At 26.3% G+C, this 12,575-nt stretch carries 10 protein-coding genes; all 10 read left to right on the top strand.

Features of this window, described 5'->3' with window-relative positions:
- Window position 1: 1 nt before the first annotated feature.
- The 10 genes from IC214_RS05755 to IC214_RS05710 all read left to right on the top strand — a co-directional run bounded on the left by IC214_RS05755 (window position 2) and on the right by IC214_RS05710 (window position 12,310).
- Window positions 2-838: an ABC transporter permease gene (locus IC214_RS05755; protein WP_227436623.1), complete on the top strand. Its 837-nt coding sequence runs from the start codon at window positions 2-4 to the stop codon at window positions 836-838.
- Window positions 839-942: 104 nt separating this feature from the next.
- Window positions 943-1,617: an ABC transporter permease gene (locus IC214_RS05750; RefSeq protein WP_227436781.1), complete on the top strand. Its 675-nt coding sequence runs from the start codon at window positions 943-945 to the stop codon at window positions 1,615-1,617.
- On the top strand, window positions 1,617-2,669 hold the full coding sequence (locus tag IC214_RS05745; RefSeq protein ID WP_227436621.1) for a spermidine/putrescine ABC transporter substrate-binding protein: 1,053 nt from the start codon (window positions 1,617-1,619) through the stop codon (window positions 2,667-2,669). The genes IC214_RS05750 and IC214_RS05745 overlap by 1 nt, the downstream gene beginning before the upstream one ends.
- A 342-nt stretch (window positions 2,670-3,011) precedes the next feature.
- Window positions 3,012-3,860 carry a diguanylate cyclase domain-containing protein gene (locus tag IC214_RS05740; protein ID WP_227863198.1) on the top strand — a complete coding sequence of 283 codons (849 nt, stop codon included), beginning with the start codon at window positions 3,012-3,014 and terminating at the stop codon, window positions 3,858-3,860.
- Complete coding sequence (locus tag IC214_RS05735) at window positions 3,850-5,514, top strand: DUF2334 domain-containing protein (RefSeq protein ID WP_227482918.1); 1,665 nt, start codon at window positions 3,850-3,852, stop codon at window positions 5,512-5,514. Before IC214_RS05740 ends, IC214_RS05735 begins: the two co-directional genes overlap by 11 nt.
- A gap of 49 nt (window positions 5,515-5,563) precedes the next feature.
- Window positions 5,564-6,820 carry a glycosyltransferase family 2 protein gene (locus IC214_RS05730; protein ID WP_227863199.1) on the top strand — a complete coding sequence of 419 codons (1,257 nt, stop codon included), beginning with the start codon at window positions 5,564-5,566 and terminating at the stop codon, window positions 6,818-6,820.
- A 22-nt stretch (window positions 6,821-6,842) separates the two neighbouring features.
- Window positions 6,843-8,924, top strand: a complete 2,082-nt coding sequence (locus IC214_RS05725) for a cellulose biosynthesis cyclic di-GMP-binding regulatory protein BcsB (RefSeq protein ID WP_227860808.1) — start codon at window positions 6,843-6,845, stop codon at window positions 8,922-8,924.
- Window positions 8,925-8,961: 37 nt separating this feature from the next.
- Entirely contained in the window at window positions 8,962-10,047 is a 1,086-nt protein-coding gene (locus tag IC214_RS05720) for a glycoside hydrolase family 113 (RefSeq protein WP_227436611.1), read from the top strand.
- A gap of 57 nt (window positions 10,048-10,104) precedes the next feature.
- Entirely contained in the window at window positions 10,105-11,214 is a 1,110-nt protein-coding gene (gene wecB / locus IC214_RS05715) for a non-hydrolyzing UDP-N-acetylglucosamine 2-epimerase (RefSeq protein WP_227436609.1), read from the top strand.
- Between the two features lie 121 nt (window positions 11,215-11,335).
- Window positions 11,336-12,310, top strand: a complete 975-nt coding sequence (locus tag IC214_RS05710) for a glucosaminidase domain-containing protein (RefSeq protein WP_227436607.1) — start codon at window positions 11,336-11,338, stop codon at window positions 12,308-12,310.
- Window positions 12,311-12,575: the final 265 nt, after the last annotated feature.

Below are 12,575 nucleotides of genomic sequence, written 5' to 3'. Positions count from 1 at the left end.
TATGAAGAAGAAATCTTTTTTAGCATATCCATATGTAGTTTGGAGTGCGATATTTGTAATAATTCCTTTAATACTAGTAGTATTTTTCAGTTTTACAAAAGACTCAAGTACAGGTTATGCATTTACACTTGAGAATTATAAAGAAGTAATAGACCCTATATATATTAAAGTATTTGCTCGTTCTATTCTTTTAGCAGGAGTAGCTACATTGATATGTCTTGTAGTTGGTTATCCAGTGGCATATATAATTTCAAAAGCTCATGTAAGTAGAAGAGGTTCATTAATACTGTTGTTTATTCTTCCTATGTGGATGAATTTTCTTTTAAGAACGTATGCATGGGTAGCTATATTAGGAAAAAATGGACTTTTAAATACGTTTTTAGGATGGTTTGGAATACAGCCATTAGCAATTTTGTATACTAATGTTGCTATACTTTTAGGTATGGTATATAACTTTTTACCATTTATGGTTCTTCCAATATATACAGCACTTTCAAAGATGGATAATGATTTAATAAATGCTGCTCATGATTTAGGTGCAAATAACATGACAGTATTTAGAAAAATTATATTTCCTTTGAGTTTGCCTGGAGTAATGTCTGGAATAACTATGGTATTTATGCCAGCAGTTACTACTTTTGCAATATCAAGACTGCTAGGTGGAGGTAAAATAATGTTAGTTGGAGATTTAATTGAACAACAATTCACAGTTGTTGGAGATTGGAACTTTGGCTCAGCTATATCGATATTTATGATGATAGTAATATTAATATCCATGTCGATAATGTCAAAATTTGGAGATGAATCTGACAAAGAAGGTGGTGGGTTACTATTTTAAAATTAAAGAAAATAACTTCTAATATATATTTAGCATTAGTATTCTTATTTTTGTATGCACCCATATTTGCATTGGTACTATTTTCTTTTAATGATTCAAAATCAATGGCAAGATGGAATGGATTTACATGGAAATGGTATGGTCAATTACTTCAAAATGAAAGTATAATGAGTGCTTTATATTACACTGTTGTTATAGCTATATTAGCATCTGTAATATCAACAATAGTAGGAACTATAAGTGCTATAGGGATACATAAGATGAGAGGGAAGAGTAAAAAATTAATACTGAATGTAAACTACCTTCCTATTTTAAATACAGAAATAGTTACAGCAGTAGCCCTTATGAGTCTATTTGTATTTGTAAAAATGGAATTTGGTTTTACAACAATGTTATTAGCACATATAATGTTTTGTTTGCCATATGTTATACTTTCAGTTTTACCAAAAATGAAGCAATTACCTGATAATATAGAAGATGCAGCTATGGACTTAGGAGCAACACCTATGTATGCTCTTAGAAAAGTAATTTTACCACAAATAAAACCAGGTATAGTTTCTGGATTTTTGATTGCATTTACTATGTCAATAGATGACTTTATAATAAGTTTCTTTAATGCTGGAAATGGTGTAAGTAATCTTTCTATAGAAATCTATGGAATGGCTCGAAGAGGTATAAAGCCTGAAATAAATGCATTATCAACGATAATGTTTGCGGTGGTTTTAGGATTACTTCTATTGGCTAATAAAAAAGAATCTATAGTAAGGGGGACTAAATAATGATTAAGTTTAAGAAAATAATATCCCTTATAACTGTAGGTATGATTACAGCAACTTTATTTACAGGATGTAATAAATCAACAGATTCTACAAAGGTTCTAAATGTATATAATGTTGGTGATTATATAGATGAATCTCTTATAGATAAGTTTGAAAAAGAAACAGGAATAGAAGTTCAGTATTCAACTTATGATACTAATGAAATGATGTATCAAAAGGTTAAGAGTGGTAGCACTCATTATGATTTAGTTTTTCCATCAGATTATATGGTGGAAAAAATGAAAAATGAAGGTCTTTTGGAAAAAATAGATTTTAAAAACATACCTAATATGAAGTATTTAGATAAGAGTTTTTTAAATCCTGTATATGATGACACTAATGAATATAGTGTTGCATATATGTGGGGTACTCTTGGAATCTTATATAATAAAAAAGAAGTTAAAGAGCCTATAGATAGTTGGAATATACTTTGGAATCCAAAATATAAAGGAAACATGATGATGTTTGACTCTGTTAGAGATACTATAGGGATAACCCTTAAAAAATTAGGATACAGTATGAATAGTGTAAATCCAAAAGAAATAAATGAAGCAAAAAATCTTTTAATAAAGCAAAAGGATTTGGTCTTAGCATATGTAAACGACGAAGGAAAAGATAGATTATTAGGTGGAGAAGTTGCAATGGGGATGTTGTATTCTGGAGATGCAGTTACATTGATGGATCAAAATCCTGACCTTGATTATGCTATACCTAAAGAAGGTACAAACAAGTGGGTGGATGCTATGTGTGTACCTACAACAGCACAAAATAAAAAAGAAGCTGAGTTATTTATAAACTTCTTGCTAGACCCAGAAAATGCAAAAGTAAATGCTGAGTATATTGGATATTCAACACCTAATACAGGAGCACTAAAGTTATTGGACCCAGAAATAACTAGCAATCCTGTTGCATATCCATCTAAGGATGTACTTGCTAAATGTGAAACTTTTGAAGATATTGGTGAAAACATCAAGTTATACGATAAGGCTTGGATAGAGTTAAAATCAAAATAGAGTATTATTTATTTAATAATATTTACTTAATAAAACTGTTCTTATTTAGAAATTATTTTCTAATTATTGAACAGTTTTATTTTTTTGCTTATACATAAATATGTGTATGTTATAGATATATATAATTTATTTACTATAAATACATACATGATAATTATTTTAAAGATAAGCAAATAGATAGCATTAATCTTAAATATTTGCTTGTTTTTTTATTATTTATTTATATATATATAATTTAATTTATTTTTATTAAGTTAAAAAATTATTTACATATTGATTTTAATAATAATTAGAAAAAATGGGCAACTTAATAAAATAATTGGAGGTGTAAATTTATAAAAAATGAATGGGACAAATAAAAAGATAGATTTATTAATGTTAAGTTTGTTTGTTTTTATATTTTTAATTGTTGGGATAGTAATACTATCTATTAGAATAGAAAATAAACTGAATGTATTTATAATGTTATCAGTTATTTTTTTTATAATAATGTTAACTTATTTATCAAACTCAGTAGTTGGTTTAATAACAAGTTCAATAACTATATTTATATATACATCCTATATTTTATATAACAATATTACTCACAATATAGATGTTGAGTTTATATCATATATATGGATAATAGCAATACCAATATCTTCAATTATAATGGGGAACATAAATAAAAACATAAATGAATTACAACTTACAAATATAAAATTAACTGAACAATATAAGGAACTAGTAACTATAGATAATGAAACTGGGCTTAGAAACTTAAAAATTTTTTATAATGATGTAAATATGGAAATAAGTAAGTCAGTCAGATATACTACTACTTTTTCTCTTATGATAGTAAAATTACCATATTATGAAAACCTACAGACTATATTTGGTGAAAGTAAAACTAACAAAATAGTAAAATATATTAGTTCAAATATTGTGGAATGTACAAGAAATGAAGATATAATATACAGTTTACAAAAAGATATGATAGGAATACTGATGCCAAACACAGCATTAGAAGGCTCAAAAGTTGTTAGAGATAGAATAAAGAAGAGGATAAAAGAGTTAAACTTAGATTTAAATAATAAAGGAAGATATGTAAATATAGATGTGAAAATTGCAATTTTAGAGTATAAAGATACTTTTGGAGACAGTATAAATTTTAAGAATATGGTTGAAGAGGAATTGCAGTATGATGTTTAAAACTTACAATAAAAATTTATCTAAAGTGTTAATTGTGCTTTTAATAGTATTGATAATGTCAAATTTTAATATATGCTCATATGCGGTAGAGACTTATTCTAATACAAATAAGGTACTGGTTATTTATGATTCTAAGAAAGAAACATCTTACAATCGAGATATCTTGAAAATTGTGAGGACTCTATTAGGTAGATTTAGCTCAAATATAGAGTTATTAAAATTAAGCAACTATGATAATGAGATAAATGAAACTTATTATAGTCATATATTTATTATAGGAATAAATGAAAATTCATATAGTAATGATGAAAAAACTAACACCTTAATTAATTCATTAGATTCCTATAAAGGAGTCATCTGCTGGTTAGGGCATGGTATAGAAAATCTGTTGGAATATAAGAAATATAACTTAGAATATGTAAAAAAAACAAATAATATAAACAGTGTAACCTATAAAGGTAAAGAGTATAACTTGGAGGAACACTATTTATTTAATATTGTAAAATCAACAGATAAAAACAATAAAATTATAGGAACTATTAGTGATACAGTAAATGAATATCCGTATATTGTAAATGATAAAAATCTTTTCTATGTGTCAAAGTTGGATTTAGATGGTGTTTTATTTTATATATTTTGTGATTCACTAAATGATGTGTTTAATGTTAAAACTTTCAATAAAGGTCGTATATTCGTAAGAATAGAAGATGTACATGCATTTAGAGAACCAAAAGAATTAATAAAAATAGCTGATTATTTAAGCAATAAGAATATACCATTTACAATTGCTTTGATACCAGCTTATGTAAATCCTAAAAATCATAAGATAACGACTTTATCAGAAAGCCCTGAGATTGTTAAAGCAGTAAAATATATGCAAGATAAGGGTGGTACAGTGATATTACATGGATACACACATAAATATAAAAATGAAGAAGTTTCTGGAGAAGGATATGAATTTTGGGATGGGGAAAAAGATGAGCCATTAAAAGAAAATATGACAATTTTTGTGAAAGATAGGGTTTTAAAAGGGCTTAGAATATGTATAGAAAATGGAATTTATCCTCTTGCATTTGAAGCTCCTCATTATGCAATAGAATCTGAAGGATATAAAGAATTAAAAAAATATTTTTCTACTTATGTAGGGCAACATCAAAATAATGATAAAAAATTTAGCACAAATACGTATCCATATGTAATTAGAGATACAGAAGAATTTAACATATTCATTCCTGAAAATTTGGGATATATAGACCCAGAAGATAAACTTACTTTTCAAAACATAAAAGAAAATTTAGATACACTATCTATTGTCAGAGGTTTTAGTGGTGGTTTTTTCTTTCATTCGTATTTAGATATAAAATATTTGAAAGATACAATAGAATACCTAGAAAAACAAAATATAGAGTTTTTAGATTTAAGAGATTTTGATAATTGGGTAAAGGTTGATGAGATACAAATAAGAAATAATGGTAATGAAATTAAAGTCAACTATGATAGAAATTTAGAAAAAAATAAAGAAGATGAAACTAGGTTTAAATCTATATCTAAAATCAGCAAAATTTTAATATCAATAGTATCTATAAGTGTTTTAGTTTTTGTAATTATATTTATATATTTTAAAAAAATAGATAAAAAGAAATTTTTAAAATAAAAAAGTTTAGATGAAGTGCTAATATTTAAAAAGATTTTAGGTGAATTTTATGAGAGGATTAAATGTATCAGAGTATCTATTTATATTTAGTTTATTTAGTATATGGTCTTTACTACTTATAAATATAGTTTTAGCTATGGGGGGATATCTATTTTATTTTAAGAACTTTGATAAAAAAATAAAAAAAATTGATAGATATCCAGTGGTATCAATACTTGTTCCTGCTCATAATGAAGCAAAGGTGATAGGTAGGACTGTGGAATCTTTATTACTACTTAATTATCCTAAAGATAAAATGGAACTTATTGTGATAAATGACAACTCTTCTGATAATAGTAGAAAAATTTTAGAAAGCATAAAGAGTAAATATAAAAACTATAATTTTACTATTATAAATACAGATAGCATGACTGGAGGTAAGGGAAAATCAAATGCATTAAATATTGGATATAAAATTTCAAAAGGAGAGTTTATAGCAGTATATGATGCAGATAATACCCCAGATAGAGATGCACTTAGGTATTTAATACAAACAATAGTTCTAGATGATGAATTAGGTGCTGTTATTGGAAAGTTTAGAACTAGAAATAAAAGTAAAAATCTATTGACGAAATTTATAAATATTGAAACCTTAAGCTTTCAATGGATGTCTCAAGCTGGTAGATGGCAATTATTTAATTTATGTACAATACCAGGAACTAACTTTATATTGAGAAAAAGTATTATAGAAGAAATTGGGGGATGGGATAGCAAAGCAATTGCAGAAGATACAGAAATTAGCTTTAGAATATATAAGTTAGGATATAAAATAAAGCTTGTGCCACAGTCGATAACATGGGAACAAGAACCAGAAACTATTAAAGTTTGGATAAAGCAAAGGACCAGATGGGCAAAAGGGAATATATACGTTTTAATGAAATATATAAAAAATATATTTAAACAAGGTAAAAATAAAATTGTATTTGATATAGCCTACTTTTTTTCTGTATATTTTCTATTTTTAACATCTGTTATTATCTCAGATATTTTATTTGTTTTAAGTGTATTTAAATTAATAGAGATTTCTATTCCAATCAACTTTATTATAATATGGATACTATCATACATTTTATTTATCATAGAAGTGAGTATAAGCTTAACTATAGAAAAAGGTGAGGCTACAATTGAGAATATATTTATAGTAGCACTTATGTATTTTACATATTCTCAACTATGGCTATTTGTTGCTATAAAAGGAATGGTAGAGTATTTAAAAGATATAATTTTCAAAAGAGAAGTTAAATGGTATAAAACGGAAAGATTTTAATTCATGTACAGGAGGTATTAACATGAAAAAATTTGTTGTATTAATTGTATCTTTAGTATTGTTTTTTTCAAATATCGCATTTGTAGATGAAGTAAAAGCTGATGAAACCAAAGTCAAAAATTATAAGTTTGAAAGAGATGTAACTATTGATGGAGTTATAGGTAGCAATAGTACTTTTTTTGAAGTAAACAAAAATTGGGATGTTGAGGAAGTATTATTTAATCTTAATTTTAGTAAGAGTCAAATATTAAATGGAGATGTTTCAAGTTTAACTATCTTAATAAATAATGTACCAATAAAATCGATTAAACTAAATGCCAAAAAAGATTATAAAGATACATTAAAAGTATCAATACCTAAAGATTATATAATACAAGGATATAATGAAATAAAAGTAAAAGCATATAAAACAATATCTGACAAAATATGTCAGGATGATTCTAACACTGGGAACTGGATGGTTATTCATAAGGAATCTTATACATCAATTAGATATAAGCAGAAAAAATTGGGCAATTCAATAAATGAGTATCCATATCCATATATAGAAATTGAAGAAAATTTTAAATTAGATACAACTTTAGTAGTTCCAGATAATATGAGTAGAGGTGAATCTACAGCTGTGTTTAATTTAGCATCAGAATTTGGAAAAATAACACAGAACGATAAGTTACAGTTTGACGTTAAATTATATTCAGAAATGAAGAACTGGTCAGATGATAACATTATATACATTGGTAAACCTGAAAATACAGCAGAAGAAATTTTGAATATTCTAAGTGCAAAGGAACAAACTTTATTATCTTCAAATTGTATAATTAAGCAGATAAATTCTCCGTATAACAATAATAAGAAGATGCTGGTGGTAATAGGTAGTAATGAAGAAGATTTAATAAAAGCATCTAAAGTATTGATAGACAATAGACTTTCTAATCAAATTCTATCATCATCAATACTTGTAAATAAAGATACTAATATAAAGATTGATGGTGAACAAGAATTAAATTTAGGACATATGACTTTAGAAGAATTAGGATATGCAGATATTTTATTGGAAGGTGCATTTAGTCAACAAGCTTTATTTGATGTTAGAATACCAAAAGGTAGAAAGTTAAATAATGGTTCAAAGATTGTTTTAAATTTAAGATATTCTGATAATTTGGATTTTGACAAGTCATTAGTTACAGTATATATAAATGATGTTGTTGTAGGAAGTAAAAAATTAGATAGAGCATATTCAGACAATGACAAGCTAGAATTAAAAATACCTAAAGATATAGATAATAAAAACTACTATCAAGTTAAGTTGGTGTTTAATTTAAATATAAAAAATTTAAATTGTGTTACAAGAGAAAGTAATAATCCTTGGGCATACGTGTCAAATAGTTCTTACTTGGAATTATCGACAAAAGAAAATCAGTCACTGAATTTTGAAAGTTATCCATATCCATTTGTTAAGAATGATAAGTTTAATGATTTAACTGTAATAATGCCAGATTATTCTGGGTCTCAAGCAATGACATGGATGTCCAGACTAGGTGTTAATTTAGGTGCAAATATTAGTTCACATGAAGGAAACATAAATGTAATTAGAGGAAAAGAGTTTATCAATAAATATAAAGATACGAATATTATAGTTTTTGGAGTACCACTTAACAACTCTGTTATAAAGATGATAAATAGCAACTTAAATGTAAAGTTCAATAAAAACTATTCTAACTTTTTATCAAATGATAAGATAAGCTTTATTGACGATTATGGTAAAAACATTTCATCAATACAATTGATAAAATCACCTTACAATAATCAAAGAAATATTATGGTAATCAGCTCAATAGATGAAAAAAATTTATATTTAGGAATGGATTATTTATTAAATAAAAGTCAAGGCAATGATTTAAAAGGAGATACACTAACAATTGATGAATATGGAGAAGTAAAAGATTTAAATTACAATACAAAAATAAATAAAGAAATAAAAGATTCAAGTAGAGAATTGAATATAAGTAAAACAGCTAAAGTTTTTTTTGTTGTTTCTTTTATTGTTATAACTGTAGCTATAATTCTATCAATATTATTTATCAAGAAATATAAAAGAAGATAATACAGTAAACTTATTATTTTAAAATGAGGTATATGATTTGAATAAAAATATAAACAAATTTAAATTTAAGAAAAATATTTTAATCTTAGGAATTATTTTAACTTTTGTATTTATAATTTATTTTGTAAATATTGAATTAAAAAATAGAAGTTTAGTAGATAGCCAGTATGAGGGCAAGATTAAATCAGCCAATTTATCTATAGATTATGAAATAAATCAAGTTATGAAGGATATAGATAAGCTAGGATTGAATACAATAAATGTACCTATAGTTATAACTGTAGATGATATTAATTCTGATATCATGTCAATAGATACTAATAGCAAAAAAAAGGCAATCAAACTAATAAAAAAATTAAACAAGCAGGGTATTTCCACAATATTGGAAGCATATCCATGGATAAAAAATGGAGAGTTGTATGAGACAGATTGGAATCCTATGAATAAAAAAAGATTTTTTTATAACTGGCAAAATACTGTATTAAATGAACTTATAGAAGATGTAGCAAATCCATTGGATGTAAAGGTTTTAAATGTAGGCTCTAATTTTGTATACCTAGAAGAATATCAACAAAATTGGGGTGAAATAATAGATTTTGTACAATCAAAATTTGATGGTCTTGTAACATATAGAACTAATTGGTGGTATACAAGAAAAGGTGATTTAAATAGTAAATTATCTTATGAACAAAAACTAAATAATAATTTTTTTGATAAGTTAGACTTTATATCCATAGCAGCGTATTTTGAGTTAAGTGATAAATCTGTCAATACAGTTGATGAATTGGTTTCTGCTTTACATTCATCTACTGTGAATAATAGAGGACAAAATATAAAAGAAGAACTATATAATCTTTATAAGGTTCATCGTAAACCGATATTTTTTGGAGAATTAGGCTTTTCAAATAGAGAAAATGCAAGTTCTCAACCATGGAATCATGTTCCTTCAGAAATTATAAATGATGAAGAACAAGCGAGATGCTTTGAAGCATATAGGAGAGTTTTTGAAAAAGAGGATTGGATAAATGGTTTTTCTGTGTTTTGTGTAGGTAAAATTGATGAAGAAAAAAACTTTTATCCATCAAAAGAGAGTATAAAGATTATTAAATCTTGGTATAAATAAATTTGTTATATAAATAGACAATTATAGTATATAAATAGTTGATTAGGAGAGATATAAATGGATGACATCAAGGTTATGACTGTATTTGGAACTAGACCTGAAGCTATCAAAGTAGCTCCTTTAATTAAGGAACTTGAAAAAAGAGAGCATATAAAAAGTATTGTGTGTGTGACAGCACAACATAGAGAAATGCTTGACCAGGTTATAGAAACTTTCAATATAAATGTAGACTATGATTTAGACATAATGAAAAAAGGGCAAAGTTTAAATGATATAACATGTAAAGTTTTAAATGAACTTCCCATGATTATAGATAAAGAAAAGCCAGACGTAATCTTAGTACATGGAGATACAACGACAACTCTAGCTACTAGTTTAACTGCATTTTATAGTAAAGTTCTAGTAGGTCATATAGAAGCAGGACTTAGAACTTATGATAAATATTCTCCATTTCCAGAAGAACTAAATAGACAACTTACAGGAATTATTGCTGATATACACTTTGCTCCTACTAATTTGGCAAAACAAAACCTAATTTCAGAAGGAAAGTCTGAAGACAATATATTTGTAACAGGCAATACTGCAATTGATGCATTAAAGATGACAATAAGAGAAAATTATACTCACCCTATAATGGATAAGCTTGGTGATGACAGAATGATTTTATTGACTTCTCATAGGAGGGAAAACTTAGGAGAACCTATGAGAAATATATTTAGAGCTGTAAAGCGAATAGTAGATGAATTTGAAGATGTACAGGTAGTATATCCTATACATTTAAATCCTGAAATACGTAGTATAGCCAGTGAAGTATTTGGGAAAAACACTAAAAAAATTCACATTATAGAGCCTTTGGAGGTAGTTGATTTTCACAATTTTTTAAACAAATCATATATGATAATGACTGATAGTGGTGGAATACAAGAAGAGGCTCCATCGCTAGGGAAACCAGTACTTGTGTTAAGAAAAAAGACAGAAAGAATAGAAGGTATTGAAGCAAAAACACTTAAATTAATAGGTACAAATGAAGAAAATATATATAATTCTGTAAAACAATTATTAACAAATAGAAATAATTATATTCAAATGAGTAAAGCTTCAAATCCATATGGGGATGGAAATGCAAGCAAGTATATAGTGGATATAATAGTAAAAAAATTTAATTGAAGATACTTAAATTAGCTTTTGTTAGCTTAATTTAAATTTTATATAAGACAGAATTAAAATATAACGACTTAATATAAAAATTATGATAAGATAAGGAATACAATTAGCAAGGGGGAATAATATGGCTAGAAAATGTATAAAAAATTTAGGCAAAAATAAAGCTGTAAGAAGGTTAAAGCTTGTATTTAAGAAGGTATTTATTACTGTGTTTATAATAGCAAGTATAATAGCTGTTTTTAATATAACAAAATATTTTGAAGACTTATATAAGGTAAGAGATATAAAAACTACTAAAATTGAATACTATATGGATGTAGCTGATGAAGCAGGGGGCGGAAAAGTTCAATTAAGCTGGAAGGAGTTACTTGCTATAGATATGGTAATTTATGATGAAGATTTAAGTAATATAAAAAAGAAAGATACATTAAATGTTGGTGAAAAATTTATAGTAGAAGACAAAAATGATAAAGGAGAAAAAGTATACAAGGTAAAAAAGTTTAAGAAAGTATTGAATGAATTGAAATTTGACGCTTCTCAAAAAAGTAGAGCAAAAAAATACATGAAGGATTTAGAATACACATATCTTGGAAATAAGGAACTAAAAGATAGTGATGAAAAAATTAAGTTTATAAAGAAATTAGAAGACTCAGCTATAAGAGAGTATATCGATTATGGTATATTACCATCTATAACAATTGGACAAGCAATATTAGAATCTGGGTGGGGCAATTCTAAACTTACAAAGCAAAGTAATAATTTATTTGGTATAAAGGCAGATAAAGCGTGGAAGGGAAAAAGTGTAGCAATTTCAACTTCTGAACATTATAATGAAAAAATTGTAGCAAGTTTTAGGTCATATGGTTCATTAGAGGACTCTGTAAAAGACCATGGTTTATTTTTAGTAAATAATAAAAGGTATAGAAAAAATGGATTGTTTGAAGCAAAAGACTATATTAGTCAGGCACAAGCATTAGAAGATGCTGGATATAGTACAGCTGAAGATAAAAGTGGGAATCGTATATATGCAGAACTACTAATAGAGGTTATTAGAAGCTATAACTTACAATTAATAGATAATAAAGTGGAAACAAAATAAGGATTAATTCTACATGAAAGTGTAACAAGATAAATTTGTTTTATACAAAAGAATAGAAAAAATGTAAAAAAACATAAAAAAATGTATTGACTTGTTATTTGAAAGGTGATATTATTATTACTGTACTCGAAAGAGAACAAAATGAACTTTGAAAATTAAACAGTAGGTTAATTTATAAAACAAGAAACAAACCATAAAGCCAGATATTTAGATAACAATAGTATCTGAGCCTGATAAACTTTTATTTGAGAGTTTGATCCTGGCT

This window comes from Clostridioides sp. ES-S-0190-01, assembly GCF_020658275.1.
Taxonomy (GTDB): domain Bacteria; phylum Bacillota; class Clostridia; order Peptostreptococcales; family Peptostreptococcaceae; genus Clostridioides.
This window is presented reverse-complemented; position numbering and strand designations above follow the sequence as displayed.

What these genes read in the sequence shown, in the direction of transcription:
- IC214_RS05710 (WP_227436607.1), top strand. Translation starts at nt 11,336, where the DNA reads ATGGCTAGAAAATGTATAAAAAATTTAGGCAAAAATAAAGCTGTAAGA.
- IC214_RS05725 (WP_227860808.1), top strand. Translation starts at nt 6,843, where the DNA reads ATGAAAAAATTTGTTGTATTAATTGTATCTTTAGTATTGTTTTTTTCA.
- IC214_RS05755 (WP_227436623.1), top strand. Translation starts at nt 2, where the DNA reads ATGAAGAAGAAATCTTTTTTAGCATATCCATATGTAGTTTGGAGTGCG.
- IC214_RS05740 (WP_227863198.1), top strand. Translation starts at nt 3,012, where the DNA reads ATGAATGGGACAAATAAAAAGATAGATTTATTAATGTTAAGTTTGTTT.
- IC214_RS05750 (WP_227436781.1), top strand. Translation starts at nt 943, where the DNA reads ATGGCAAGATGGAATGGATTTACATGGAAATGGTATGGTCAATTACTT.
- wecB (WP_227436609.1), top strand. Translation starts at nt 10,105, where the DNA reads ATGGATGACATCAAGGTTATGACTGTATTTGGAACTAGACCTGAAGCT.
- IC214_RS05730 (WP_227863199.1), top strand. Translation starts at nt 5,564, where the DNA reads ATGAGAGGATTAAATGTATCAGAGTATCTATTTATATTTAGTTTATTT.
- IC214_RS05745 (WP_227436621.1), top strand. Translation starts at nt 1,617, where the DNA reads ATGATTAAGTTTAAGAAAATAATATCCCTTATAACTGTAGGTATGATT.
- IC214_RS05735 (WP_227482918.1), top strand. Translation starts at nt 3,850, where the DNA reads ATGATGTTTAAAACTTACAATAAAAATTTATCTAAAGTGTTAATTGTG.